Here is a 25,431-nt window from a genome sequence, read left to right on the forward strand (position 1 = left end):
CAAGAGGCCGCGGAGCGGCAGCCCCCTAGTATATTTCCTGAGCCGCGGGGCGGATCCACGTCCGCTCACCGCGGACGCGCTCGCTCCTCGCTCTCGGGCGACACGGTCTTTGGAGAACAGACATGTCCAGCTACTCTCTCGCCCCGTCGCGACCGGTCCTGGCGGACCGGCTGCTCACCCGCTCGCTGGTCACCGATCTGGTGCTCGTCCTCGCCGCCGCCGCGTTCACCGCCGGCATGGCGCAGCTGTACATCCCGATGTGGCCGGTCCCGATCACGGGCCAGACCTTCGCCGTCCTGCTCGTCGGCACCACGCTCGGCGCCCTCCGCGGTGCCCTCTCGATGGGCGTCTACGCGCTCGTCGGCGCCCTCGGAGCCCCGATCTTCACCGAGGGCTCGAGCGGCTGGGCCGTCCTCGCCGGCCCGACGGGCGGCTACATCGTCGGCTTCGTCCTCGCCTCGATCGTCACCGGCTGGCTCGCCCAGCGTCAGTGGGACCGCCGTGTCGTCGGCACCGTGGTGACCTTCCTCGCCGGCACCGCCACGATCTACCTGGTCGGACTCCCCTGGCTCGCCACCGCGCTCGGCTCGATGGGCTACCCGGCCGACCTCGGCTCGGTGCTGACCGCCGGCCTCGTGCCCTTCCTCGTCGGTGACACCCTCAAGATCCTGCTCGCCGCCGCGCTCCTGCCCACCACGTGGGCGCTGCTCGGCCGCCGCAAGGGCTGACCCGCCCCGCACGCACGGCGAAGGGCCCGGAGGATGATCCTCCGGGCCCTTCGCTGTACCTGACGCCGATCGAGCGGCACGGCTCTAGATCGAGAAGCCGAGCGCGCGCATCATGTCGCGGCCGTCCTCGGTGATCCGGTCCGGACCCCACGGCGGCATCCAGACCCAGTTGATCCGGAACGCCTCCACGACGCCGTCGAGCGACTCCGCGGTCTGCTCCTCGAGCACGTCCGTCAGCGGGCAGCCCGCCGACGTCAGCGTCATGTGGATGACCAGGGCGTCATTCTCGTCGTCCCAGCCCAGGTCGTAGATGAGACCGAGATCGACGACGTTGACGCCGAGCTCGGGGTCCATGACGTCCTTGAGCGCCTCCTCGACCTGGTCGAAGAGCTTCGGGTCGAGCGTGGTGACCGCCATGATCAGGCCGTCGCCGGAGCGAGGAAGCGGTCGTAGCCCTCGTCCTCGAGACGGGTCGCGAGCTCCTTGCCGCCCTGCTCGGCGATCCGGCCGGCGACGAAGACGTGCACGAAGTCGGGCTGGATATAGCGCAGGATCCGCGTGTAGTGCGTGATCAGCAGGACGCCGAGACCGGTCGACGCGTGAGCGCGATTGACGCCCTCCGAGACGATCTTGAGCGCGTCGACGTCGAGGCCGGAGTCGGTCTCGTCGAGGACGGCGAACTGCGGGGCGAGCAGCTCGAGCTGGAGGATCTCGTTGCGCTTCTTCTCGCCGCCCGAGAAGCCCTCGTTGACGTTGCGCGCCGCGAAGGACGGGTCCATCCGCAGGTCGGCCATGGCCTTCTTGACGTCCTTGGTCCAGGTGCGGATCGCCGGCGCCTCGCCCGCGATCGCGGTCTTGGCCGTGCGGAGGAAGTTGGTGTTGGTGACACCGGGGATCTCGACCGGGTACTGCATGGCGAGGAAGAGGCCGGCGCGAGCGCGCTCGTCGACGGTCATGTCGAGGACCTCGACACCGTCGAGGGTGATCGAGCCGCCGTCGACGTGGTACTTCGGGTGCCCCGCGATCGTGTACGCGAGGGTGGACTTGCCGGACCCGTTCGGGCCCATCACGGCGTGGATCTCACCCTGGTTGATGGTGAGGTCGACACCGCGGAGGATCTGCTTGGTCCCCTGCTCGGTCTCGACACTGACGTGGAGATCGCTGATCTGGAGAACGGACATTCAGACTTCCTTCGTGACGGTCGGGTCGATGTAGACGTCGCCGTCGATGACCTCGACGACGAAGACGGGAACCGGCTCGAAGGCCGGCAGGTTCAGGGGGGCGCCGGTGCGCAGCGAGAACGCCGAGCCGTGGGCCCAGCACTCGAGGGTGTCGTCCTCGACGAAGCCCTCGGCGAGGGAGACCTCGCCGTGCGTGCAGGTGTCGCCGATGGCGTGGATCTCGCCGGCCGTGTCCTGCACGATCGCGATGGCGATGCCGTCGACGACGTAGCGGACGGCCTGGTTCGGGATCAGCTCCGAGGCGGCGCAGATCCGGGCGGCGTCGCTCATGCGGACACCTCCGGGCTGTACGCGCCGGTCTGCCCGGCGCTGCCGGCCAGCTCGGCCTCGATCGCGAGCTGGAGGCGGTCCTCGAGCTCGGTCACGCCGATCTGCTGCACGATCTCGCTGAGGAAGCCGCGGACGACCAGGCGGCGCGCCTCGTCCTCGCGGATGCCGCGCGACTGCAGGTAGAAGAGCTGCTCGTCGTCGAAGCGGCCGGTCGCCGAGGCGTGGCCCGCTCCGGCGATGTCGCCGGTCTCGATCTCGAGGTTCGGGATCGAGTCGGCGCGCGTGCCGTCCGAGAGGACCAGGTTGCGGTTCTGCTCGTAGCTGTCGGTGCCGTTCGCGCTCTGGCGGATCAGCACGTCGCCGATCCAGACCGTCCGCGCGCCCTGGCCCTGCAGCGCGCCCTTGTAGGTGACGCGGCTGCGGGTGTCGGGGGCGTCGTGGTCGACGTAGACCTGCTGCTCGAGGTGCTGGCCGCCGTCGGCGAAGTACAGGCCGAGGAGCTCGCCGTCCGCGCCGCGCTCGACGAGGTGCGCCGAGGGGTTCACCCGGACGATCGAGCCGCCGAGCGTGACGACGATGTGCTTGACCTTCGCGTCGCGGCCGACGCGGAGGAAGTGGTTCGCGAGGTGGCGGGCGTCGTCGGCCCACTCCTGCAGCGTGACGATGGTCAGCTGCGCGCCCTCGCCGACGAGCACCTCGACGTTCTCGGCGAGAGTCGCCTCGCCCTCGTTCTGCAGCACGACGACGCCGCGCGCGTACGGCGCGGCCTCGATGATCGTGTGCGCGGCACGGGGGGCGGAGCCGAGACCGGTGCGCACGAGCGTCGCGACCTTCTCGTCCTCGCCGGTCACCCGGATCGAGAGGGCCTGCTCGAACTGTGACCAGGCGTTCGCGGCGGCGCGGTCCTCGGGGAGGCCGGCGGTGCCGATCCGCGCGTCGTCGCGGCCGACCCAGGAGACGTCGACGCCCTCGACCGCCGCCGACTCCAGCGGAGTCGGCGAGCCGTCGAGGGGGCCGTCGATCAGGTCGCCGAGGCGGGCGACCGGGGTCAGCTTCCAGGCGATCTCGCGACCGGTGACCGTCTCGAAGGCGTCGACGTCGGTGGACGCGAAGCGCTCGGAGCGGGTCTGCACGGGCGTGAACGCCCCGTCGGAGTGCGCGGCGATGCCCAGGCGCGCGGCGGCGTCCGCGCCGTCGATCGCAGGGGACGTCGGGGCGCTCGTGGGGACCGTCATCAGGCGGTGGTTCCTTTCGAAGGGTGCTGGCCGCCCGACTCGGGCGGCCTCGGGGCCGGTGGGGCGAGCGTCAGCCGACGCTGCCCTCCATCCCCATCTCGATGAGCTTGTTGAGCTCGAGGGCGTACTCCATCGGCAGCTCGCGCGCGATCGGCTCGATGAAGCCGCGGACGATCATGGCCATGGCCTCGTCCTCGGGCATGCCGCGCGACATCAGGTAGAAGAGCTGCTCCTCGCTGACCTTCGAGACCGTGGCCTCGTGGCCGAGCTGGACGTCGTCCACGCGGATGTCGATCGCCGGGTAGGTGTCCGAGCGCGAGATCGTGTCGACCAGGAGCGCGTCGCAGCGCACCGTGTTCGCGGAGTGGTGCGCGTTGGCGTCCACCCGGACCTCGCCGCGGTAGCCGGCCCGGCCGCCGCCGCGGGCGATCGACTTGGAGACGATCGACGACTGCGTGTACGGAGCCATGTGGATCATCTTCGCGCCGGCGTCCTGGTGCTGGCCGGGGCCCGCGAACGCGACGGAGAGGGTCTCGCCCTTGGCGTGCTCGCCGACCAGGAAGATCGACGGGTACTTCATGGTGACCTTGGAGCCGATGTTGCCGTCGATCCACTCCATCGTCGCGCCCTCGTGAGCGATCGCGCGCTTGGTGACGAGGTTGTAGACGTTGTTCGACCAGTTCTGGATCGTCGTGTAGCGCACGCGGGCGTTCTTCTTCACGATGATCTCGACGACGGCCGAGTGCAGCGAGTCCGACTTGTAGATCGGCGCCGTGCAGCCCTCGATGTAGTGGACGTAGCTGCCCTCGTCCGCGATGATCAGCGTCCGCTCGAACTGGCCCATGTTCTCGGTGTTGATCCGGAAGTAGGCCTGCAGCGGGATGTCGACGCGCACGCCCTTGGGGACGTACACGAACGAGCCGCCGGACCAGACCGCCGTGTTCAGCGCGGCGAACTTGTTGTCGCCGGCCGGGATGACCGTGCCGAAGTACTCCTCGAAGATCTCGGGGTGCTCGCGGAGGGCGGTGTCGGTGTCCATGAAGATGACGCCCTGCTCCTCCAGGTCCTCGCGGATCTGGTGGTAGACGACCTCGGACTCGTACTGCGCGGCCACGCCGCCGACGAGGCGCTGGCGCTCCGCCTCGGGGATGCCGAGCTTCTCGTACGTGTTCTTGATGTCGTCCGGGAGGTCCTCCCAGGTCTGCGCCTGCTTCTCGGTGGAGCGGACGAAGTACTTGATGTTGTCGAAGTCGATGTCCGACAGGTCGGCGCCCCAGGTGGGCATCGGCTTGCGCTCGAAGAGCGCGAGCGCCTTCATGCGCCGCTCGCGCATCCAAGCCGGCTCGTTCTTGAGCGCGGAGATGTCGGAGACGACCTCGGGCGAGATGCCGCGGCGCGCGGAGGCGCCGGCGGAGTCCGAGTCGGACCAGCCGAACTCGTAGACGCCCAGGCTCGCGAGCTCGGGGCGGTCGATCAGGATGTCTGACATAAGTACCTCGTTTCCTACCCACTGGTAACCGGTCGGGTTCCGGAGTCATTCCCCGAGGGGGATCCGAGGAGCACATCCGGGCCGATCACGCCATCGAGTCGATGGGCGGAGCGGAGCGGTGCGTCCCGGGAAGTCCTGAGGCTTGCGGTGGCGCTCCATCGGGCCGAGGTCCGGGTCTCGCCGTCACGGCGACCGACGCGTCCCGCGTCGAACCTGAACCAACTACTCATCCTACGGAAGCCGTGCTCCCAGTGGAACCTCTGCACCTGGGTGTCGCGCGGGCACCGGAGCCCGCGCCGCCAGACCCGCATGACCACACCCGTGTCGGTGGTCCGTGCTGGAGTGTCCGCATGACGAACGACGACAGCATCCCGACCCTCCCCCGCCTCCTCCTCGCGCTCGCGCGCACCGGCCTGGAGTCGAGGCCCGCACGCGACTTCGGCGCGCTGGCCGAGCCGCTCGCGCGGAGCCTCCCGCTGCCGCGGCTCGCGCTCGCGCTGGTCCGGCTGCGCCGCCACCTGCGGTCCGGTGGGAAGGGCCCCCGAGCCGGCCACCGTCCGAGTCAGAGCGCGGGCGCGAGCTCCTCGACGGCCTGCCGACGCTGAGCGCGCACCGTGAAGAGGCGCGGATTCACGTCGAGCAGGACCCGCAGCGCGCCGACCCACACGAACGCGGAGCCGAGGAGGTGGACGGCGACGAGCGCCTCCGGCAGGGCGAGGAGCGACTGGGCGACGCCCACCAGCGCCTGCAGCCCCACCACGACGAGGAAGGTGATCACGCGGCGCCGTGCCAGCTCGGAGCCCGGCACGCGCGCCAGCAGCACCAGCAGCACGAGGCCGAGCACGAGCGTGGCCGTCCCGAGGACCCCGTGCACGACGGTGACGCTCTCCCAGTGGAACCGCATCCGCGGGACCTCGGCCGAGTCGCCCGCGTGCGGACCGGTGCCGGTCACCAGGGTGCCGACGGCGATCACGGCCAGCGTCACCGCGACGAGCGCGATGCTCACCCCTCGGGTGAGTGCATCCGGCTCGAACGCGACGGACTGCGAGCGGTGCGCGCGGTGCCAGGTCAGCGCCGTGGTCGTCAGCAGGGCGATCGCGAGCATGAAGTGACCAGCGACGATGTACGGGTTGAGGCCCGAGTGCACGGTCGCGCCGCCCGCGAGCGCGTTCGCGACCACGAGCCAGAACTGCGACCAGGCCAGGCGGGTCATCGTGCGGTCGCGCGGCTTCTGCAGTCGGGCCGCGGTGATGGCCCAGCCGACCGCGACGATCAGCACGCCGGTGAAGGCGCGGTTGGTGAACTCGATGAAGCCGTGGATCCCGAGCTCGGGCGTCGAGGTCAGCGACCCCGCGTCGCAGGCGGGCCAGGTCGGGCAGCCGAGGCCCGACCCGGTCAGGCGCACGACGCCGCCGAAGAAGATGATCAGGATGCTCGCGACCAGGGCGGCCGTCGTCCCCCAGCGCAGGGCGCGCGGGCTCAGGACGACCCGCTCGGCGAGGAACGAGAACGGCGTCACCATCAGAACGGCAGCAGCGGGTCGATGCCGACGGCGAGGAACAGCAGCGTGAGGTACCCGATCGAGCCGTGGAAGACGCGCATCGGCGAGACGTGCTCGTGACGGATCGCGAGGCTGTAGAGGCGGTGCGTCTCTGCGATGAACCAGACGCCACTGGCGAGGGCGACGACCGTGTAGACGACGCCCATGCCGGCGACGGGGATGAGCAGCAGCGAGCACGCGACGGTGGCCCACGCGTAGAGGATGACCTGGAGACCGACGATGCTGCGCCCGCGGACGACGGCGAGCATCGGCACGCCGGCGGCGCGGTAGTCCTCGCGGTACTTCATCGAGAGCGGCCAGTAGTGCGGCGGCGTCCAGAGGAAGATGACCGAGAACAGGATGATCGGCGCCCAGTCGAGGGAGTTCGTGACCGCGGCCCAGCCGATCAGCACGGGCATGCAGCCGGCGATCCCGCCCCAGACGATGTTCTGCGGCGTGCGGCGCTTGAGGAACAGCGTGTAGAAAAGCACGTAGATGAGGATCGCGGCGAGCGAGAGCGACGCGGCCAGCCAGTTGGCGGTTAGGCCGAGCCAGGCGATCGACAGCACGCCGATCGTGGTCGCGAAGACCAGCGCCTCCCGGTCGGAGACCTCGCCGGTGACGAGCGGGCGGTTGCGGGTCCGCTTCATCACGCGGTCGATGTCGCGGTCGATGTAGCAGTTGAACGCGCCGGCCGACCCGGCGCTGAGCGCCCCGCCGATGAGCACGTTGAGGACGAGCAGCAGGTTCGGGATCCCGCCCTGCGCCAGGATCATCGTGGGCGCGGTGACCACGAGCAGCAGCTCGATCACCCGCGGCTTCGTCAGCGCGACGTACGCCCTCACCTTGCGCGACAGGGGCGACCGGACGGGCCCTCCCCGCTCGATCGCGGTGGTCTCTGCGACTACGTCCATTGCTCCTCTAACGATCGATGATCCCGAACGAGTGTAATGCGCGCCGGATGGGGGCGGGCCCGGAGTGCACGCTTGTCCAATCGGACGCCGACATATGCGAGGCGCAACCCCCGATCCCCGGCGCACCCCCCTCCGTATACTCGGAACTGCTCGCCAGAGCGCCCGGCCCGCACCCGAGTTCCGCGCGACTGATCAGTCGCGCGAGGCCGAACGGGGCGTCGTCGGAAGCATCGTGTCGAAGTCGTCATGCGCGCTCCACCATGCGAGAGGGCGGACGGTCCCCGTCTGCCCCACGTCTCGAGAAGGGTCAGTACCTAGTGTCAGAACTGCAATGGGATTCCATTGACGAGAAGGCAGTCGACACGGCGAGGGTTCTCGCCGCGGACGCGGTCGAGAAGGTCGGCAACGGCCACCCCGGTACCGCCATGAGCCTCGCGCCGGCCGCGTACCTCCTGTTCCAGAAGGTCATGCGCCGCGATCCGTCCGACGCCACCTGGATCGGCCGCGACCGCTTCATCCTGTCGGTCGGCCACTCCTCGCTGACGCAGTACGTCCAGTTCTACCTGGGCGGCTACGGCCTCGAGCTCGACGACCTCAAGGCGCTGCGCACCTGGGGCTCGAAGACCCCGGGCCACCCCGAGTACGGCCACACCGACGGCGTCGAGATCACCACCGGCCCGCTCGGCCAGGGCCTCGCCTCGGCCGTCGGCTTCGCCTACGCCGCGCGCTTCGAGCGCGACCTGTTCGACCCCGAGGCCGCCGCGGGCACCTCGCCGTTCGACCACTTCGTCTACGTCATCGCCGGCGACGGCGACCTGCAGGAGGGCATCACCAGCGAGGCCTCCTCGCTCGCCGGCCACCAGCAGCTCGGCAACCTCGTCGTCATCTACGACTCCAACCAGATCTCGATCGAGGACGACACCAACATCGCCTTCACCGAGGACGTCAAGGCGCGCTACGAGGCCTACGACTGGCAGGTCCAGGTCGTCGACTGGAAGAAGACCGGCGAGTACCACGAGGACGTCGCCGAGCTGCACGCCGCGATCGAGGCCGCCAAGGGCGAGACCGACAAGCCGTCGCTCATCATCCTGCGCACGATCATCGGCTGGCCCTCGCCGAAGAAGCAGAACACCGGCAAGATCCACGGCTCCGCCCTCGGCGCCGACGAGCTCCGCGGCCTCAAGGAGGTGCTCGGCTTCGACCCCGAGAAGACCTTCGACGTCGCCGACGAGGTCCTCGAGCACACCCGCAAGGCCGTCGAGCGCGGCCAGGCGCAGCACGCCGAGTGGAACGAGACGCTCGAGGCGTGGGCGACCGCGAACCCCGAGAAGAAGGTCCTCCTCGACCGCGTCCTGAGCGGCGACCTCCCCGAGGGCGTCCAGGAGGCCCTCCCGGTCTTCGAGCCCGGCAAGGAGGTGTCGACCCGCGCCGCGTCCGGCAAGGTCATCAACGCCCTCGCCGGCGTCGTGCCCGAGCTCTGGGGCGGCTCCGCCGACCTCGCCGAGTCGAACAACACGACCATCGAGGGCGCCGGCTCCTTCGTGCCGAGCGAGTTCTCGACCCACGAGTGGACCGGCAAGAAGGGCGGCCGCGTGCTGCACTTCGGCATCCGCGAGCACGCCATGGGCGCGATCCTCAACGGCATCGTCCTGCACGGCAACACCCGCCCCTTCGGCGGCACCTTCCTGATCTTCTCCGACTACATGCGCCCGGCGGTCCGTCTCGCCGCGCTCATGAAGGCGCCGGCCATCTACGTCTGGACCCACGACTCCGTGGCCCTCGGCGAGGACGGCCCGACGCACCAGCCGGTCGAGCAGCTGGCGGCCCTCCGCGCGATCCCGGGACTGGACATCGTCCGCCCCGGCGACGCCAACGAGGTCGCCTACGCCTGGAAGACGATCCTGGAGCGCCGCGAGGGCCCGGCCGGCCTCGCGCTCACCCGCCAGAACATCCCCGTCTTCGAGCGCGGAGAGGGCGACGCCACCGGCGAGACCTTCGCCCACGCGTCGAACGTCGCCCGCGGTGCGTACATCCTCGCCGAGGCGCCGAACGGCACCCCCGACGTGATCCTCATCGCCACCGGCTCCGAGGTGCAGATCGCCGTCGAGGCGCGCGAGCTGCTCAAGGGCGAGGGCGTCAACGCCCGCGTCGTCTCGGCCCCGTCGCTCGAGTGGTTCGAGGAGCAGGACGCCGAGTACCGCGAGAAGGTGCTGCCCTCCGCCGTGAAGGCGCGCGTCTCGATCGAGGCCGGCCTCAGCCTCGGCTGGCAGAAGTACGTCGGCGACGCCGGCCGCTCGGTCTCCATCGAGCACTTCGGCGCCTCCGCCGACTACAAGACCCTGTTCCGCGAGTTCGGGATCACCACCGAGGCGGCCATCACCGCCGCCAAGGAGTCGCTCGCGGCGTCCTGACCACGAAGGCCGCGTCCACCCGGGCGCGGCCTTCGCCGTCGGGCCCACGACTCCCCACCGACCCGCACCATCTAGCGAGAAGAAGAGACATGACCGAGAACACCCCCACCGCAGACCTCTCCGCCGCCGGCGTCAGCATCTGGCTCGACGACCTGTCGCGCTCGCGCATCTCGAGCGGCGGGCTGCAGAAGCTCATCGACGAGAAGAACGTCGTCGGCGTCACCACCAACCCCACGATCTTCGCCGCGGCCCTCGCCAAGGGCGAGTCCTACGACGAGCAGGTCGAGGAGCTCGCCGCCGCCGACACCTCGGTGACCGACGCGGTCTTCGCGATCACCACCGACGACGTGGCCGCCGCCTCCGACGTCTTCCGCCCGATCTACGACGCGACCAACGGCTACGACGGCCGCGTCTCGATCGAGGTCGAGCCGGGCCTCGCGCACGACGCGCAGGGCACCATCGAGCAGGCCAAGGCCCTCTGGGCCAAGGTCGACCGCCCGAACGCGATGATCAAGATCCCCGCGACCGTCGAGGGCCTCGAGGCCATCACCGAGGCCATCGGCTCCGGCATCTCGGTCAACGTCACGCTGATCTTCTCGCTCGCCCGCTACCGCGCCGTCATCAACGCGTACCTGGCCGGCCTCGAGAAGGCCAAGGACGCCGGCATCGACCTGTCGACGATCCACTCCGTCGCCTCGTTCTTCGTGTCGCGCGTCGACACCGAGATCGACAAGCGCCTCGAGGCCGTCGGCACCGACGAGGCCCTCGCGCTGAAGAGCAAGGCCGGCGTCGCCAACGCGCAGCTCGCCTACGAGGTCTTCGTCGAGGCGTTCGCCACCGAGCGCGCGCTGCTCCTGCAGGAGTCCGGCGCCAACCGCCAGCGTCCGCTGTGGGCCTCGACCGGCGTCAAGTCGACCGATCTGCCCGACACCCTCTACGTGACCGAGCTGGTCGCGGCGGGCGTCGTCAACACCATGCCCGAGAAGACCCTCGAGGCGACCTTCGACCACGGCGTCATCGCCGGCGACACGGTGACCGGCTCCTACGCCGACGCCAACGCCGTCCTCGACGCCGTCGCCGCGCAGGGCGTCTCCTACGCCGAGGTCACCGAGCTGCTCGAGAAGGAGGGCGTCGAGAAGTTCGTCGTCTCCTGGAACGAGCTGCTCGACACCGTCACCGCCGCGCTCGAGGGCGCGAAGGCGAAGGCCTGATCATGGCGATCCAGATCCACCTCAGCGGCGACGCCGAGAAGGCCGCCGACCGCGTCGTGCCGGAGCTCGTCGCCGACGAGGTCGCCTCGGGCATCACCGCCCAGGTCCCCACCCTCTGGGGTGCGGCGGCCGAGGAGGAGTCCGGGAAGCGCCTCGGCTGGACCGAGTCGACCACGGTCTCCCGCCCGCTGATCCCCGAGATCCTGGCGCTCCGCGAGGAGTTCCAGGCCAAGGGCATCGACCACATCGTGCTCGGCGGCATGGGCGGCTCCTCGCTCGCGCCCGAGGTCATCACCCGGACCGCCGGCGTCGAGCTCACCGTGCTCGACTCCACCGCGCCCGGGCAGGTCCTCGCGGCCCTGAACGACCGCCTCGCGTCGACCGCGGTCGTCATCTCGTCCAAGTCCGGCTCGACGGTCGAGACCGCCAGCCAGAAGAAGGCCTACGAGAAGGCGTTCACCGAGGCGGGCATCGACCCGCTCGACCGCATCGTCATCGTGACCGACCCCGGCTCGCCGCTCGACTCGTCCTCGCGAGAGGCCGGCTACCGGGTCTTCAACGCCGACCCGAACATCGGCGGCCGCTTCTCGGCGCTCTCCGCGTTCGGCCTCGTGCCGTCCGGACTCGCCGGCGCCGACATCGAGGCCCTCCTCGACGAGGCGGCCGAGGCCTCCCTCGGCCTGGCCGTGGACACCCCGGAGAACCCGGGTCTGCTCCTCGGCGCCGCGATCGCCGCCACCAGCCCCCGTCGCGACAAGCTCGCGATCGTGGCCGACGGCACGCACATCGTGGGCTTCGCCGACTGGGCCGAGCAGCTCATCGCCGAGTCCACCGGCAAGGACGGCACGGGCATCCTCCCCGTCGTCCTCGGCACCCTCGCCCCCGAGCTGTCGGAGGACCTCGCCGACGTGCAGGTCGTCCGCCTGGTCGAGGACGCGAGCGCGCTGCACCTGTTCCCGCGCGACCGGCACGAGGGCGAGATCCTCCTGTCCGGCTCGCTCGGCGCGCAGATGCTGACCTGGGAGTACGCGGTCGCGGTCGCCGGGCGCCTGCTCGGGATCAACCCGTTCGACCAGCCCGACGTCGAGTCGGCGAAGGTCGCGACCCGGGCCCTGCTCGAGAAGCGTCCGGAGCCGGCGACCCCGGCCTTCACGGACGCGGGCATCGAGGTGACCGGCACGTCGGACGTGACCGAGGGCGTCTCGACCGTCGCGGCCGCCGTCGACCGCCTCCTCGCCCAGCTGGGCGAGGGCGGCTACGTGTCGATCCAGGCCTACGTCGACCGCCTAGCGCTGCCGCAGCTGGAGGGCGTCCGCGACCTCCTCGCCGCGCAGTCGAAGCGTCCGGTGACCTTCGGCTGGGGCCCGCGCTTCCTGCACTCGACCGGTCAGTACCACAAGGGCGGAGCGCCGACCGGCGTCTTCCTCCAGATCGCCGAGCGCGCGAGCACGGACCTCGAGATCCCCGAGAGCCCGTTCACCTTCGGACAGCTGATCCAGGCCCAGGCCGCGGGCGACGCGAGCGTGCTCGCCGAGCACGGCCGCCCGGTCCTGACGCTGACGCTGACGGACCCCGAGGCCGACCTCGAGGCCCTCTTCGAGGCGCTCAACACCTGATCCGCCGGGCGCGGCGTCCCGTCCTCCTCGCGGAGGCGGGGCGCCGCGCCCGCGGTCGTCCGCGCGGTCCGCCGAGGCCGCGCTCGCAAGCCCTCAGCGGAGCGGGCAGGCGTCACCACTCCCCCTCCGTCACCGATAGCAGTGCGCCGAGGCGCCGGCCCCGCCGGACCGCGGCACACAGAAGGACACTGCACATGTCTGTGGACATCACTCCCGAGTTCAATCCGCTGCGGTTGAGCTTCGACCGCCGGCTGAACCGGATCGCGGGGCCGAGCGGCCTCGTCATCTTCGGCGTCACCGGCGATCTCTCCCGCAAGAAGCTCATGCCGGCGGTCTACGACCTCGCCAATCGCGGCCTGCTTCCTCCCGGCTTCGCGCTCGTCGGCTTCGCCCGGCGCGACTGGGACGACCAGGACTTCGAGAAGGTCGTGCACGACTCGGTCAAGAAGCACGCCCGCACCGAGTTCCACGAGGAGGTCTGGACGCAGCTCGCGCAGGGCATCCGCTTCGTGCAGGGCGAGTTCGACGACCCCGAGGCCTTCAGCCGCCTGAAGACGACCGTCGACGAGCTCGACCGCGAGCGCGGCACGAACGGCAACTTCGCCTTCTACCTCTCGATCCCGCCGAAGTCCTTCCCCCAGGTCACCGAGCAGCTGCGCAACTCGGGCCTCGCGGAGCAGAAGGACGGCCAGTGGCGCCGCGTGGTCATCGAGAAGCCCTTCGGCAGCGACCTGAAGACCGCGCGTGAGCTCAACGCCGTCGTCGAGTCGGTCTTCCCGCCGGACTCCGTCTTCCGCATCGACCACTACCTCGGCAAGGAGACGGTCCAGAACATCCTGGCGCTGCGCTTCGCCAACATGATGTACGAGCCCCTCTGGAACTCGAACTACGTCGACCACGTGCAGATCACCATGGCCGAGGACATCGGCGTGGGCGGCCGGGCCGGCTACTACGACGGCATCGGCGCCGCGCGCGACGTCATCCAGAACCACCTGCTCCAGCTGCTCGCCCTCACGGCGATGGAGGAGCCGATCTCGTTCGACGCCGCGGACCTCCGCGCCGAGAAGGAGAAGGTCCTCGCGGCCGTCCGCCTGCCGAAGGACCTCTCGACCGTCACCGCCCGCGGGCAGTACTCCGGCGGCTGGCAGGGCGGCGAGAAGGTGCTCGGCTTCCTCGAGGAGGACGGCATGAGCCCCACCTCGACGACCGAGACCTTCGCCGCGATGCGCCTGGACATCGGCACCCGCCGCTGGGCGGGCGTGCCGTTCTACCTGCGTGCGGGCAAGCGCCTGGGCCGCCGCGTCACCGAGATCGCCGTGGTCTTCAAGCGCGCGCCGCAGCAGCTCTTCGCCGAGAGCCAGACCACCTCGCTCGGCCAGAACGCCCTGGTCATCCGCGTCCAGCCCGACGAGGGCGTCACCATGCGCTTCGGCTCGAAGGTGCCCGGCGCGGGCATGCAGGTCCGCGACGTCACGATGGACTTCGGCTACGGCCACGCCTTCACCGAGGCGAGCCCCGAGGCCTACGAGCGCCTGATCCTCGACGTCCTCCTCGGCGAGCCGCCGCTCTTCCCGCGGCACGAGGAGGTCGAGCTCTCCTGGAAGATCCTCGACCCGATCGAGGAGTACTGGAGCACGCAGGGCCAGCCCGAGCAGTACCGCCCCGGAACCTGGGGCCCCGATTCCGCCGACGAGCTCCTCGCTCGCGACGGCCGCACCTGGAGGCGCCCGTGATCGTCGATCTGCCCGACACCACGACGAGCGAGGTCTCGAAGACCCTCGTCAAGATCCGCGAGGAGGGCGGCGCCGTCGCCCTCGGCCGCGTGCTCACCCTCATCATCGCGACCTCCCGGGGCCACGAGGAGGAGGCGATCGACGCCGCCAACGACGCCTCCCGCGAGCACCCGATGCGCGTCATCGTCGTCTCGAAGGACGACGGGCTGACGACGGTCCCCGTCGACGCCACCCCGCGCGTCGACGCGCAGATCCGCGTCGGCGGCGACGCCGGTGCGAGCGAGGTCGTCGTCCTCCGCCCGTTCGGCGACGCGGCGACGGACGAGGAGAGCCTCGTCACCGGGCTGCTGCTCCCCGACGCGCCCGTGGTCGCCTGGTGGCCGAACAGCGCGCCGGACAGCGCCTCGAAGTCGCCGATCGGCCGCATCGCGACGCGCCGGATCACCGACGCCTCCGCGCAGTCCAACCCGGCCGAGGCTCTGCACCACCTCGCCTCGACCTACGCCCCCGGCGACACCGACTTCGCCTGGACCCGCCTCACCCTGTGGCGCGCTCAGCTCGCCGCGGTGCTCGACCAGCCGCCCTACGAGCCGATCACGGCCGTCGAGGTCTCCGGTGCGCCGGACTCCCCCTCGACGATCCTGCTCGCGGCCTGGCTGCAGCTCGAGCTCGACATCCCCGTCGACCACGAGCTCACCATCAGCGCGACCGGGTCCAGCGGGATCCACGGGGTGCGCCTCTTCCGCGAGTCCGGCGTGATCGAGCTCGAGCGCTCGATCCCGAACGTCGCGACGCTGACGCAACCGGACCAGCCCGTTCACGACATCTCCCTGCCGCGGCGGAGCCTCCGCGACTGCCTGGCGGAGGAGCTGCGCAGGCTCGACCCGGATGACCTGTACGGTGAAGTGATCTCGCGCGGTGTGGACATGCTCACCGAGAAGAACGACGCTCGCAGCGCGTCCTGACACCGCCGCACTCCCCGGACGCCGCACCCTGCACGCCAGGCGCGGCGGCCGGGGAGACGGCCATCCGCCGATGGCGACCGACCCGAAGGAGACCCCGATGACCACTGACCGCCGTGTGCTCGTCCACCGAGACAAGCAGACCCTCGCAGGCTCGGTCGCCGCGCGCTTCCTGACGAAGACGATCGATATCCTCGACGACCTGGGCACGGCGAACGTGGTCCTCACCGGCGGGACGATGGGGGCGGCGACCCTCAAGGAGATCGGCGGCTCCTCCGCCGCGGGCAACGTCGACTGGACCCGCGTGCACTTCTGGTGGGGCGACGAGCGCTGGGTGCCCCGCGGCCACGAGGACCGCAACGACGTGCAGGCGGGCGATCTCTTCGAGCGCCTCGAGGTGCCGGCCGAGAACGTGCACTCCTACCCCGCGTCCGACGAGGGCCTCGACCTCGACGGCGCCGCCGCGGCCTACGACGCCGAGCTCCGTGCGCACGCGACCGAGGGCCGCGACTACCCGCGCTTCGACATCACCTTCCTCGGCGTCGGGCCCGACGGCCACATCGCCTCGCTCTTCCCCGAGCGCTCGGCCATCCGCCACCCGCAGCCGGGTGTGCTGGCGGTCCGCAACTCCCCCAAGCCGCCGCCGGAGCGCCTCACGCTCACGCTTCCGCTGATCAACCAGTCCGACCGGATCTGGATGGTCCTCGCCGGCGCCGACAAGGCGTCCGCTCTCGGGCTGGCCCTCGCCGGCGCGAGCACGAACGAGGTGCCCGCGGCGGGCGCGTTCGGCCGCAAGCGCACGGTGTTCTTCGTCGACCAGGAGGCCGCGGCCGAGGTGCCGGAGTCGCTGATCGCGCCGAGCTACTGAGCTCTCCCCCGGCTCGTCCGGGAACGACGAAGGGCCCGCCTCCTCGGGAGGACGGGCCCTTCGTCGTTGCACCGGCCCTGCGGCCGGCGATGCTCAGGAGGGGGTCGCGGTGCCCCGGCGTGCGCGCAGCTGCTGCAGCGCCTCCTCGAGGAGCTGAGCGGCCTCGGCCTCGGTGCGGCGCTCCTTCACGTACGCGAGGTGCGTCTTGTAGGGCTCCGACTTCGCGACCTGCGGCGGGTTCGCCCGGTCGCGTCCCGCGGGGAGACCGGACTGCGGGGAGTCGATCACCTCGGGGATCTCGTCCTCGGGGAGGGCCGCCGAGAAGTGGCGCACCGTCTCGTTGCCGAGGGCGTCCCAATACGAGACCGCAACGCGCTCGGCGTGGTAGCCCCGGTCCTGCTCGCCCATGGGTCCCGCGCCGACGCGCGAACCGCGGATTGCACTGCCGCCTGATGCCATTCCGTTTACCCCTATGCTCCGGTGTCGAACTTGGTGAGAAGACCGAGCACCACGATGCACGCCAGCCAGACGAGGCCGAGGATCACGGTGATGCGGTTCAGGTTGCGCTCTGCGACGCCCGAGGCACCGAGGTTCGAGGTGACTCCACCGCCGAACATGTCGGACAGTCCGCCGCCGCGCCCCTTGTGGAGCAGGATCAGCATGGTGAGCAGGAGGCTCGTGATGCCCAGGACGACCTGGAGCACGACCTGGAGGATGTCCACGCGGTACCTTTCGAAGTTCTGGCGCGTTGCACGCCTCGACGAGTATAACGGCGCCTGCGAACCCCCGGGGAATCGCGACGCCCTGTGTTCTGTCCGCTGTATACGCAGGGGCCCCGACTTCTGGTGAGGGGCGGAGGGGATGGCCTCGTCGCGGCGCCTTCCCGCGCCCTTCGGGCGCCCGCCAGACCCGAGCCGGTCGCCGCGACGAGGCCATCCCCTCCGCCCGCGCCGGCGCGAGGCTCCCCACCAGCACTGGGGTGAGAAGTACCGCGGAGACGGAAGTCCGCCGCGCGGCGGCGAGGGCAACCGGCGATTCGCGTGCCAGCGAATCGTCGTGGCCGGACGCAGGACGCTCTACAGGACCCAACCACACGACCGAGCCGACTGCGCCAGGCCGCGCAGGGAGCGGCCTGGACGACGAAGAGGGGCGGGCCCAGTGGGCCCGCCCCTCTTCGTCGCAGTAGCTCAGACTCCGACGTGGTTCCGGAATCTTGCGATCGCGGCGAACTCGTCGACCTGGAGGCTGGCGCCTCCGACGAGGGCGCCGTCGACGTCGGGCTCGCGCATGAAGCCGGCGATGTTGCCGGACTTGACGGAGCCGCCGTAGAGGATGCGCGTCTTCGCCGCGGTGTCGGCGCCGAGGATGTCGGCGACGACGTCGCGGAGGGCCTTGCAGACCTGCTGGGCCTGCTCGGGCGTGGCGGCCTGTCCGGAGCCGATGGCCCAGACCGGCTCGTACGCGACGACCAGGTCGGCGTCCGAAGGCAGGCCGGTGAGGGCCTCCTTCAGCTGCGCGACCGGCACCGCGGACGGGCCGTGCTTCTCGAGGTCCTCGGCGGTCTCGCCGACGCAGACGATCGGCGGGACGCCGTGCTTGACGGCCGCGGCCGTCTTCGCAGCGATGTCCGCGTCGGTCTCGCCGTGGAGCGTGCGACGCTCCGAGTGGCCGACGATGACGTAGTCGCAGTCGAGCTGCTTGAGGAACTGGCCGGAGATCTCACCGGTGTAGGCCCCGCTGTCGAACTTCGACAGGTCCTGCGCGCCGTACTTGAGCGGCAGCTTGTCGGAGTCCACGAGGATCTGCACGGGGCGCAGATCGGTGAACGGCGGGAACACCGCGACCTCGACGCCGTCGAAGTCGTGGTCGGCGTCCTTGAGGCTCCACGCGAGCTTCTGGACGAAGGCGATGGCCTGGAGGTGGTCCAGGTTCATCTTCCAGTTGCCGGCGATGAGCGGGATGCGGGATGTCACTGCCATCCGAGGACCTCCAGTCCGGGGAGGCGCTTCCCCTCGAGGAATTCGAGGCTGGCTCCGCCTCCCGTCGAGATGTGGCCGAACTGCCCGTCCTCGAAGCCGAGGGCGCGCACCGCGGCGGCCGAGTCTCCGCCGCCGACGACGCTGAGTCCGTCGACCTCGGTGAGGGCCTGGGCGACGGCCTTCGTGCCGGCCGCGAACGGCTCGAGCTCGAAGACGCCCATCGGTCCGTTCCAGAACACGGTCTTCGAGGCCGCGACGACCTCGGCGAACCGCTTCGCGGTGTCGGGCCCGATGTCGAGTCCGAGGCCGTCCGCGCCGAAGGCGGTGTCCTCGATCGCGTCGGCGGGGGCCGTCACGTACTCGGCGTCGGCTCCGAACTTCGAGGCGACGACGACGTCCGTGGGGACGACGATCTCGACCCCGAGCTCCTTCGCCTTCGCGAGGTAGCCGAGGACGGTGTCGATCTGGTCGGCCTCGAGCAGGCTCTTGCCGACCTCGTGGCCCTGGGCCTTGAGGAAGGTGAAGAGCATGCCGCCGCCGATGAGGATCGAGTCGACCCGCGGGAGCAGGTGCTCGATCACGCCGAGCTTGTCCGAGACCTTCGAGCCGCCGAGGACGACCGTGTAGGGGCGCTCCGGCTTCTCGGTCAGGCGGTCCAGGACCTCGAGCTCGGCGGCGATCAGCGTTCCGGCGGCACTGGGCAGCAGCTGGGCGAGCTCGTAGACGCTCGCCTGCTTGCGGTGCACGACGCCGAAGCCGTCCGAGACGAACGCGTCGCCGAAGGCGGCGAGCTTCTCGGCGAAGGCGCGGCGCTCGTCCGCGTCCTTGCTGGTCTCCCCCGGGTTGAAGCGGAGGTTCTCGAGCACGGCGACCTGGCCGTCCTCGAGGGCGTCGACCGCGGCGGAGGCGGAGTCGCCGACCGTGTCCTCGGCGAACGAGACGGGGGCGTCCAGGAGCTCGCCGAGGCGCTTCGCGACAGGCGCGAGGCTGTACTTCGAGTCGGGGGCGCCGTCGGGGCGGCCGAGGTGGCTCACGACCACGACTCGGGCACCCTCGGCGACGAGCCGCTGGAGCGTGGGCACCGACGCGCGCACGCGGCCGTCGTCCGTGATCGTTCCGTCCTTCAGGGGGACGTTCAGATCGCAGCGGACGACGACGCGCGTGCCGGCGAGGGAGCCCAGTGAGTCCAGAGTGCGGAGCGTCACGGTGTCACTCGTCACGGAGTCGTGACTCAGAGCTTGCCGGCGACGAGCTCGGCGACGTCGACGAGGCGGTTGGAGTAGCCCCACTCGTTGTCGTACCAGGAGGCGACCTTGACCTGGTTGCCGATGACCTTGGTCAGGCCGGCGTCGAAGATCGAGGAGTGCGGGTCGGTGACGATGTCGCTCGAGACGATCGGGTCCTCGGTGTACTTGAGGATGCCCTTGAGGTCGCCCTCGGCGGCGGCCTTGTAGGCCGCGTTGATCTCCTCGACCGTGGCCGACTTCGACAGCTCGACCGTGAGGTCGGTGATCGAGCCGGTCGGGACCGGGACGCGCAGCGCGTAGCCGTCGAGCTTGCCGACGAGCTCGGGGATGACGAGGCCGAGGGCCTTGGCGGCACCGGTCGACGTCGGGATGATGTTGACCGCGGCGGCGCGCGCGCGACGGAGGTCGCTGTGCGGGCCGTCCTGCAGGTTCTGGTCGGCGGTGTAGGCGTGGACCGTGGTCATCAGACCGCGCTCGATGCCGAAGTTGTCGAGCAGGACCTTGGCGAGCGGCGCGAGGCAGTTCGTGGTGCACGACGCGTTCGAGACGATGTCGTGGACCTGGGGGTCGTAGGTGCCCTCGTTGACGCCGAGGACGATGGTCGCGACGTCGTCGCCGGTAGCGGGAGCCGAGACGATGACCTTCTTGGCGCCGGCGGTGATGTGCTTGCGCGCGTCCTCCGACTTGGTGAAGCGGCCGGTCGACTCGATGACGACGTCGACGCCCAGCTCGCCCCAGGGGAGGTTCGCGGGGTCGCGCTCCTCGAGCACGATGATCGGCTTGCCGTTGACGACGATCTTGTCGCCGTCCAGCTCCACGGTCGCGTCGAGGCGGCCGGTGATGGAGTCGTACTTCAGGAGGTGCGCGAGCGCCTTGTTGTCGGTGAGGTCGTTGACCGCGACGATCTCGAGGTCGCTGCCCTTGGCGAGGGCCGCACGGAGGAAGTTACGGCCGATACGGCCGAAGCCGTTGATGCCGATCTTGACGGACACAGATATCTCCTGGAGAGGAAGGGCACCTCGACGGTGCAGTGGAGGGTGTGGATCGCTGCGAGAGCGGCGTCCCGGATCGGGACCCGGGACGCCGGAATCGCTACGACAGTAGCAGGAGGCCGGAAGTGTTCTGGCGGGCCTTCTCGAAGCGCGCGGAGACGTCCGCCCAGTTCACGATGTTCCAGAACGCCTTGACGTAGTCGGCCTTCACGTTGACGTAGTCGAGGTAGAAGGCGTGCTCCCACATGTCCAGCAGCAGGACCGGCACGGTCGCGGCGGCGTGGTTGCTCTGGTGGTCGTAGAGCTGCTCGATGAGCAGCTTCTGGCCGAGGGAGTCCCAGGCCAGGATCGACCAGCCGGAGCCCTGGATGCCGAGGGCCGAGGCGGTGAAGTGCGCCTTGAACTTGTCGAACGAGCCGAAGTTCTCGTCGATCGCCGCGGCGAGCTCGCCGGTCGGCTTGTCGCCGCCGTCGGGCGAGAGGTTGTTCCAGAACACGGTGTGGTTCACGTGACCGGCGAGGTTGAACGCCAGGTCCTTCTGGAGCTTGTTGACGTTCGCGAGGTTCTCGCTGTCGCGAGCCTCCTGCAGCGCGGCGAGGGCGGTGTTCGCCCCGGTCACGTACGTCGCGTGGTGCTTGTCGTGGTGGAGCTCCATGATCCGTCCACTGATGTGCGGCTCGAGAGCCGAGTAGTCGTAGGGCAGTTCGGCGAGCGTGTAGTCAGCCATGTGCGATCTCCTGTTCGTGGTCGTCGACCTCAGTGATCCGCCGGGTCTCACGGCCCCTCACCGCTGTGCGGGAGGGTGTGCCGGGGTGTCCTGAGCGACCTTTCCAGTCTAGTGAGAGCCGCCCTCCGCACTCGGAGCGTTTCCTCCGTTCAACCAGGAGACACTCAGCGTTCGCGCGCCCGACGGCCCGTCGGCTCGCGCGGGGCTCAGAGGTCCTGGAGCTCGGCGGGGAGATTCGCGTCGGTGCCGGGGATGTCGAGGTCGGTGGCGCGCTTGTCGGCCATCGCGAGCAGGCGGCGGATGCGGCCGGCGACCGCGTCCTTCGTCATCGGCGGGTCGGCGTGGTGGCCGAGCTCGTCGAGGCTGGCGTCGCGGTGGGCGAGCCGGAGCCGGCCGGCGTAGCGGAGGTGCTCGGGGATGTCCTCGCCGAGGATCTCCATCGCGCGCTCGACGCGGGAGCACGCGGCGACGGCGGCCTGCGCGGAGCGGCGGAGGTTCGCGTCGTCGAAGTTGACCAGGCGGTTGGCGGTCGCCCGCACCTCGCGGCGCTGGCGCAGCTCCTCCCAGCTGGCGACGGTGGAGGTCGCGCCCATCAGGGTGAGCATCGCGCTGATGCTCTCGCCGTCGCGGACGACCACGCGGTGCACGCCGCGCACCTCGCGCGACTTGGCCTGGACGCCGAGACGGCCCGCCGCTCCGACGATCGCCATCGCCGCCTCGTTGCCGGGGCAGATCACCTCGAGGGCGGCCGAGCGGCCGGGGTCGGTGAGCGAGCCCTGCGCGAGGAAGGCGCCGCGCCAGACGGCGGCGAGCTCTTCGCGGGTGCCGGTGGTCAGCCGGTTCGGCAGGCCGCGGACGGGACGGCCGCGCTGATCGAGCAGACCGGTCTGGCGGGCGAGGGTGTCGCCGCCCTCGACGACCCGGACGAGCCAGCTGGTCGTGCGGCGCGAGCCGCCGGCCGACACGATGCTGCCCTCGCTGCGGACGCCGTAGAGCTCGGCGAGGTCGCGGCGGACGCGGGTGGCCAGGGGGGCGGAGTCGAGCTCGACCTCGACCGCGAGGCGGTTCGAGATGATGTGCAGTCCTCCGGAGAAGCGGAGGATGGTCGCCAGTTCAGCGGCACGGACGGTGTTCTTGCGCGAGACGATCGCGACCAGTTCGCCCTTGACATCTGCAGTGAGGGCCACGGAGTCTTCTTTCCTTACGTCGGGTGCGCGGCGGAGCGCGCGGGGATCATTCTCGGCCGAGGTCGCGGTGCGCCACGTTGACGGCGACACCCGGCAGCTCGGCCAGTCGGGCCGCGACGCGGCCGGCGACGGCGACCGAGCGGTGCTTGCCGCCGGTGCAGCCGATGGCGATGGTCGCGTGGCGCTTGTTCTCGCGCTGGTAGCCGTCGAGCACCGGCCGGAGGGCGCGCGAGTAGGAGTCGATGAACTCCTCCGCGCCCTGCTGGGCCAGCACGTAGTCTCTCACCTCTTCGTCGAGACCGGTGTGCGGGCGGAGCTCCGGAATCCAGTACGGGTTGGGCAGGAAGCGCGCATCCGCGACCATGTCGGCGTCGGTCGGAAGGCCGTACTTGAAGCCGAAGCTCATCACGGTGATCTGCAGCCCCGCGCGGCCGGCTTCGGCGAACCGCGTGGTGATCGTGGTCGCGAGCTGATGCGGATTGAGGTCGGAGGTGTCGATCACGATGTCGGCCGACTCGCGCAGCTGCGCCAGGCGGGTCCGCTCGGCGGAGATGCCGTCGAGGAGCGTGCCGCGCCCCTGCAGCGGGTGCGGGCGGCGGACCTGCTCGAAGCGGCGGACGAGAGCGGCGTCGGCGGCCTCGAGGAAGACGACGCGCAGATCGACGCCGACGCGCAGCTGGCGCACGATCTCGCCGAGGTCGGCGAAGAAGTCCCGCCCGCGGACGTCGACGACGGCCGCGACCTTGGGCACGGTGTCACCCGCGCGCTGGGCGAGGTCCACCAGCGGGCGCAGCATCTGCGGCGGGAGGTTGTCGACCACGTACCAGCCGAGGTCCTCCAGCGCGTTGGCGGCGGTGGATCGTCCGGCTCCGGACATCCCGGTGACGATCAGCACGTTCTGCTGCTCGCTCTCGGTGCTCATGGGGTCTCCGTGCTCGTGTGGGGTGGTCGCGGACCCTCCTTCGGGGAGGCTGGCCTCCAGCCTAGGGTGTGGCCCTGAGCGGAGCACCCGGCGGAGGGGGGATCTCGATGCGCCCGCTGCGCGGGCTGCTCGATCAGCATGAACGGGGTCCGTTCTCGTCAGGCGAGCGCCCCGAGCCGCTTCATGCTGGTCGAGTAGGCCCGCAGGGCCGTATCGAGACCCACCCACGCCTGGACCGCGGTACTTCAGGGATGCAGGTGCCCGTGGATCGCGGCCGCGAGCGTCGGCCCGATGCCCTTCACCTCCGCGATCTCGGCGTCGCTGGCCTCCCGCAGCCGGGTGACCGAGCCGAAGTGCTTCAGCAGGTCGCGCACCCGCGTTCCGCCGAGCCCCGGGATCTCCGCCAGCTGCGAGGAGATGTCGCGCTTGCGCCGCTGGCGCTGGTGGGTGATCGCGAAGCGGTGCGCCTCGTCCCGGATCCGCTGGAACAGGAAGAGCGCGTCGCTGTTGCGCGGCAGGATCACCGGGAAGTCGGAGTCCGGCAGCCAGATCTCCTCCAGCCGCTTGGCGATCCCGCAGAGCGTGATCCCGGTGACGCCCGATTCGTCGAGCGCGCGCTGGGCGGCCGCGACCTGCGGCTGCCCGCCGTCGACGATGAGGAGGTTGGGCGGGTAGGAGAACTTGCGCCGCTTCGCCTCCCCCGTTTCCGGATCGATCTCGGCGGGCTCGGTCGGCTCCTTGAGGTAGGCGAGGCGCCGGGTCAGCACCTGGTGCAGCGACTCGGTGTCGTCGGTCGACTCCGCGATGCTGAACCGGCGGTACTGGTCCTTGCGCACCAGGCCGTCCTCGAAGACGACCATCGACGCGACGATGTTCGTGCCGCTGAGGTGCGAGACGTCGTAGCACTCCATCCGCAGCGGGGCCTCGGCCATGCCGAGCGCGTCGCGGATGTCCTCCAGGGCCTGCGTGCGGGCGGTGAAGTCCGCCGACCGCCGGGTCTTGTAGAGCATCAGCGAGTGCTTGGCGTTCTGCGTCGCGGTCTCGAGGAGGGCCGCCTTGTCGCCGCGCTGCGCCGCACGCAGTCGCACATTGGCACCGCGGAGGGAGCCCAGCCACTCCTCGAGCGCCTCGGAGTCGTCGGGCAGCTCGGGCACGACGACCTCGCGCGGCGGGATGTCGCCGCCCTCGTAGGCCGCCTGCAGGGCCGTGTCGACGAGCTCGGCGGTGCTCATGTCGAGCTCCTTGTCGACGACCCAGCCGCGCTCACCGCGGATCCGGCCGCCCCGCACGCGGAACTGCTGCACCGAGGCGGCCAGCTCGTCGTGCACGATCGCGTACAGGTCGACGTCGACGTTGTCCTTCAGCACGACCGCGCTCTTGGCGAGCACGGCGTCGAGCGCCGCGGCCTGGTCGCGGAGCTTGCCGGCGCGCTCGTACTGCATCGCCTCGGCGGCCTCGCGCATCTCGCGCTCGAGCTCGCCGATCATCTTGCGGTCGTGGCTGCCCATGAACGCGACGAAGCGGTCGACGATCGCGCGGTGCTCCGCGAAGGTCACCCGGTGCGAGCACGGACCGCCGCAGCGGCCGATCTGCGAGGCGAAGCAGGGCTTCCCGCTCTGCATCGCCCGCTTGTAGTTGGAGTCGTTGCAGGTCCTGATCGGGAACGCCTTGATCATCAGGTCGATCGTCTCGTGGATCGCCCAGATCTTCGGGTACGGACCGAAGTAGCGCGCCCCGCGGATCTTCGAGTTGCGCGTGACCATCACCCGCGGCGCCTCGTCCCCGAGGGTCACCGCCATGTACGGGTACGACTTGTCGTCGCGGAACTTGACGTTGAAGGGGGGATCGAACTCGTTGATCCAGGTGAACTCGAGCTGCAGCGCCTCGACGTCGGTTCCGACGACGGTCCACTCGACGCCGGACGCCGAGGTGACCATCCGCCGGGTGCGCTCGTGCAGGCTCGGCAGCGGAGCGAAGTAGTTGCTGAGCCGGGCGCGGAGGTTCTTCGCCTTGCCCACGTAGAGGACCCGGCCCCGGGCGTCCTTGAAGCGGTAGACGCCCGGGAGGGTCGGGATCTCGCCCGGCTTCGGCCGGAAGTCGACGGTCTGCGTCATGCCCGCGCCCCCGCTCCCCCGGCCCTCCGGGGACGACCGGCGAGG

The 25,431-nt window shown here is 70.5% G+C and carries 24 protein-coding genes; 8 read left to right on the forward strand and 16 right to left on the reverse strand.

Going from position 1 to position 25,431, the window contains the following annotated elements; translation table 11 throughout:
• The first annotated feature begins 122 nt into the window (after window positions 1-122).
• Window positions 123-728 (forward strand): biotin transporter BioY, encoded by a 606-nt coding sequence (locus C1I64_RS08005; RefSeq protein ID WP_123446285.1) that lies wholly within the window; start codon window positions 123-125, stop codon window positions 726-728.
• Window positions 729-812: 84 nt separating this feature from the next.
• Here C1I64_RS08005 and C1I64_RS08010 read toward each other — a convergent pair whose 3' ends face one another.
• The 5 genes from C1I64_RS08010 to sufB all read right to left on the reverse strand — a co-directional run bounded on the left by C1I64_RS08010 (window position 813) and on the right by sufB (window position 4,963).
• A complete protein-coding gene (locus C1I64_RS08010) occupies window positions 813-1,145 on the reverse strand; it encodes a metal-sulfur cluster assembly factor (RefSeq protein ID WP_123446284.1) in 333 nt (110 codons plus the stop codon).
• A 2-nt stretch (window positions 1,146-1,147) separates the two neighbouring features.
• Window positions 1,148-1,909: a Fe-S cluster assembly ATPase SufC gene (gene sufC, locus C1I64_RS08015; RefSeq protein WP_123446283.1), complete on the reverse strand. Its 762-nt coding sequence runs from the start codon at window positions 1,907-1,909 to the stop codon at window positions 1,148-1,150.
• Window positions 1,910-2,239, reverse strand: a complete 330-nt coding sequence (locus C1I64_RS08020) for a non-heme iron oxygenase ferredoxin subunit (RefSeq protein ID WP_123446282.1) — start codon at window positions 2,237-2,239, stop codon at window positions 1,910-1,912.
• A complete protein-coding gene (sufD, locus tag C1I64_RS08025) occupies window positions 2,236-3,474 on the reverse strand; it encodes a Fe-S cluster assembly protein SufD (RefSeq protein WP_123704297.1) in 1,239 nt (412 codons plus the stop codon). The genes C1I64_RS08020 and sufD overlap by 4 nt, the downstream gene beginning before the upstream one ends.
• A 70-nt stretch (window positions 3,475-3,544) precedes the next feature.
• Complete coding sequence (sufB, locus tag C1I64_RS08030; protein WP_123446280.1) at window positions 3,545-4,963, reverse strand: Fe-S cluster assembly protein SufB; 1,419 nt, start codon at window positions 4,961-4,963, stop codon at window positions 3,545-3,547.
• A 350-nt stretch (window positions 4,964-5,313) separates the two neighbouring features.
• On the opposite strand from sufB, the gene C1I64_RS08035 reads away from it, so the two are divergent.
• Window positions 5,314-5,568 (forward strand): hypothetical protein, encoded by a 255-nt coding sequence (locus tag C1I64_RS08035; protein ID WP_127886866.1) that lies wholly within the window; start codon window positions 5,314-5,316, stop codon window positions 5,566-5,568.
• Here the strand turns inward: C1I64_RS08035 and C1I64_RS08040 are convergent.
• Complete coding sequence (locus tag C1I64_RS08040) at window positions 5,526-6,485, reverse strand: COX15/CtaA family protein (RefSeq protein ID WP_127886867.1); 960 nt, start codon at window positions 6,483-6,485, stop codon at window positions 5,526-5,528. The genes C1I64_RS08035 and C1I64_RS08040 overlap by 43 nt on opposite strands.
• Window positions 6,485-7,417, reverse strand: coding sequence for a heme o synthase (locus C1I64_RS08045; RefSeq protein WP_127886868.1), 933 nt, complete (start codon window positions 7,415-7,417; stop codon window positions 6,485-6,487). Before C1I64_RS08045 ends, C1I64_RS08040 begins: the two co-directional genes overlap by 1 nt.
• A 317-nt stretch (window positions 7,418-7,734) precedes the next feature.
• Between C1I64_RS08045 and tkt the strand changes: the two genes are divergently transcribed.
• The 6 genes from tkt (at window position 7,735) to pgl (ending at window position 16,218) form a co-directional block, all read left to right on the forward strand.
• Entirely contained in the window at window positions 7,735-9,828 is a 2,094-nt protein-coding gene (gene tkt, locus C1I64_RS08050; RefSeq protein WP_123704303.1) for a transketolase, read from the forward strand.
• Between the two features lie 89 nt (window positions 9,829-9,917).
• Entirely contained in the window at window positions 9,918-11,039 is a 1,122-nt protein-coding gene (gene tal / locus C1I64_RS08055; protein ID WP_123446275.1) for a transaldolase, read from the forward strand.
• Between the two features lie 2 nt (window positions 11,040-11,041).
• Window positions 11,042-12,655: a glucose-6-phosphate isomerase gene (locus tag C1I64_RS08060; RefSeq protein WP_127886869.1), complete on the forward strand. Its 1,614-nt coding sequence runs from the start codon at window positions 11,042-11,044 to the stop codon at window positions 12,653-12,655.
• 194 nt (window positions 12,656-12,849) lie between these two features.
• Window positions 12,850-14,388: a glucose-6-phosphate dehydrogenase gene (gene zwf / locus C1I64_RS08065; protein ID WP_123446273.1), complete on the forward strand. Its 1,539-nt coding sequence runs from the start codon at window positions 12,850-12,852 to the stop codon at window positions 14,386-14,388.
• On the forward strand, window positions 14,385-15,353 hold the full coding sequence (locus C1I64_RS08070; protein WP_123446272.1) for a glucose-6-phosphate dehydrogenase assembly protein OpcA: 969 nt from the start codon (window positions 14,385-14,387) through the stop codon (window positions 15,351-15,353). Before zwf ends, C1I64_RS08070 begins: the two co-directional genes overlap by 4 nt.
• Window positions 15,354-15,450: 97 nt before the next feature.
• Window positions 15,451-16,218, forward strand: coding sequence for a 6-phosphogluconolactonase (gene pgl, locus C1I64_RS08075; protein ID WP_123735998.1), 768 nt, complete (start codon window positions 15,451-15,453; stop codon window positions 16,216-16,218).
• Window positions 16,219-16,311: 93 nt separating this feature from the next.
• Here the strand turns inward: pgl and C1I64_RS08080 are convergent, their stop codons facing one another.
• The 9 genes from C1I64_RS08080 to uvrC form a co-directional block, all read right to left on the reverse strand.
• Entirely contained in the window at window positions 16,312-16,677 is a 366-nt protein-coding gene (locus tag C1I64_RS08080) for an RNA polymerase-binding protein RbpA (protein WP_123446271.1), read from the reverse strand.
• An 11-nt stretch (window positions 16,678-16,688) separates the two neighbouring features.
• A complete protein-coding gene (secG, locus tag C1I64_RS08085; RefSeq protein WP_123446270.1) occupies window positions 16,689-16,940 on the reverse strand; it encodes a preprotein translocase subunit SecG in 252 nt (83 codons plus the stop codon).
• 465 nt (window positions 16,941-17,405) lie between these two features.
• The gene (gene tpiA / locus C1I64_RS08090) at window positions 17,406-18,197 is read right to left on the reverse strand and encodes a triose-phosphate isomerase (protein WP_127886870.1); all 792 of its coding nucleotides are present in this window, start codon (window positions 18,195-18,197) and stop codon (window positions 17,406-17,408) included.
• A complete protein-coding gene (locus tag C1I64_RS08095) occupies window positions 18,188-19,402 on the reverse strand; it encodes a phosphoglycerate kinase (protein ID WP_127886871.1) in 1,215 nt (404 codons plus the stop codon). Before C1I64_RS08095 ends, tpiA begins: the two co-directional genes overlap by 10 nt.
• A gap of 26 nt (window positions 19,403-19,428) precedes the next feature.
• Entirely contained in the window at window positions 19,429-20,436 is a 1,008-nt protein-coding gene (gene gap, locus C1I64_RS08100) for a type I glyceraldehyde-3-phosphate dehydrogenase (protein WP_123446267.1), read from the reverse strand.
• A gap of 100 nt (window positions 20,437-20,536) precedes the next feature.
• A complete protein-coding gene (locus tag C1I64_RS08105; RefSeq protein WP_123446266.1) occupies window positions 20,537-21,163 on the reverse strand; it encodes a superoxide dismutase in 627 nt (208 codons plus the stop codon).
• A 206-nt stretch (window positions 21,164-21,369) separates the two neighbouring features.
• Entirely contained in the window at window positions 21,370-22,350 is a 981-nt protein-coding gene (gene whiA / locus C1I64_RS08110; protein WP_123446265.1) for a DNA-binding protein WhiA, read from the reverse strand.
• Between the two features lie 46 nt (window positions 22,351-22,396).
• On the reverse strand, window positions 22,397-23,272 hold the full coding sequence (rapZ, locus tag C1I64_RS08115) for an RNase adapter RapZ (protein ID WP_127886872.1): 876 nt from the start codon (window positions 23,270-23,272) through the stop codon (window positions 22,397-22,399).
• A gap of 245 nt (window positions 23,273-23,517) precedes the next feature.
• Window positions 23,518-25,386: an excinuclease ABC subunit UvrC gene (gene uvrC, locus C1I64_RS08120; RefSeq protein ID WP_123446263.1), complete on the reverse strand. Its 1,869-nt coding sequence runs from the start codon at window positions 25,384-25,386 to the stop codon at window positions 23,518-23,520.
• Between the last annotated feature and the right edge of the window lie 45 nt (window positions 25,387-25,431).

The organism is Rathayibacter festucae DSM 15932, from assembly GCF_004011135.1.
Lineage (GTDB): Bacteria > Actinomycetota > Actinomycetes > Actinomycetales > Microbacteriaceae > Rathayibacter > Rathayibacter festucae.

Excerpts from the sequence above, each read along its gene's own strand:
- C1I64_RS08005 (WP_123446285.1), top strand. The coding sequence starts at position 123 with ATGTCCAGCTACTCTCTCGCCCCGTCGCGACCGGTCCTGGCGGACCGG.
- C1I64_RS08010 (WP_123446284.1), bottom strand. The coding sequence starts at position 1,145 with ATGGCGGTCACCACGCTCGACCCGAAGCTCTTCGACCAGGTCGAGGAG.
- sufC (WP_123446283.1), bottom strand. The coding sequence starts at position 1,909 with ATGTCCGTTCTCCAGATCAGCGATCTCCACGTCAGTGTCGAGACCGAG.
- C1I64_RS08020 (WP_123446282.1), bottom strand. The coding sequence starts at position 2,239 with ATGAGCGACGCCGCCCGGATCTGCGCCGCCTCGGAGCTGATCCCGAAC.
- sufD (WP_123704297.1), bottom strand. The coding sequence starts at position 3,474 with ATGACGGTCCCCACGAGCGCCCCGACGTCCCCTGCGATCGACGGCGCG.
- sufB (WP_123446280.1), bottom strand. The coding sequence starts at position 4,963 with ATGTCAGACATCCTGATCGACCGCCCCGAGCTCGCGAGCCTGGGCGTC.
- C1I64_RS08035 (WP_127886866.1), top strand. The coding sequence starts at position 5,314 with ATGACGAACGACGACAGCATCCCGACCCTCCCCCGCCTCCTCCTCGCG.
- C1I64_RS08040 (WP_127886867.1), bottom strand. The coding sequence starts at position 6,485 with ATGGTGACGCCGTTCTCGTTCCTCGCCGAGCGGGTCGTCCTGAGCCCG.
- C1I64_RS08045 (WP_127886868.1), bottom strand. The coding sequence starts at position 7,417 with ATGGACGTAGTCGCAGAGACCACCGCGATCGAGCGGGGAGGGCCCGTC.
- tal (WP_123446275.1), top strand. The coding sequence starts at position 9,918 with ATGACCGAGAACACCCCCACCGCAGACCTCTCCGCCGCCGGCGTCAGC.
- C1I64_RS08060 (WP_127886869.1), top strand. The coding sequence starts at position 11,042 with ATGGCGATCCAGATCCACCTCAGCGGCGACGCCGAGAAGGCCGCCGAC.
- zwf (WP_123446273.1), top strand. The coding sequence starts at position 12,850 with ATGTCTGTGGACATCACTCCCGAGTTCAATCCGCTGCGGTTGAGCTTC.
- pgl (WP_123735998.1), top strand. The coding sequence starts at position 15,451 with ATGACCACTGACCGCCGTGTGCTCGTCCACCGAGACAAGCAGACCCTC.
- C1I64_RS08080 (WP_123446271.1), bottom strand. The coding sequence starts at position 16,677 with ATGGCATCAGGCGGCAGTGCAATCCGCGGTTCGCGCGTCGGCGCGGGA.
- tpiA (WP_127886870.1), bottom strand. The coding sequence starts at position 18,197 with ATGGCAGTGACATCCCGCATCCCGCTCATCGCCGGCAACTGGAAGATG.
- C1I64_RS08105 (WP_123446266.1), bottom strand. The coding sequence starts at position 21,163 with ATGGCTGACTACACGCTCGCCGAACTGCCCTACGACTACTCGGCTCTC.
- rapZ (WP_127886872.1), bottom strand. The coding sequence starts at position 23,272 with ATGAGCACCGAGAGCGAGCAGCAGAACGTGCTGATCGTCACCGGGATG.
- uvrC (WP_123446263.1), bottom strand. The coding sequence starts at position 25,386 with ATGACGCAGACCGTCGACTTCCGGCCGAAGCCGGGCGAGATCCCGACC.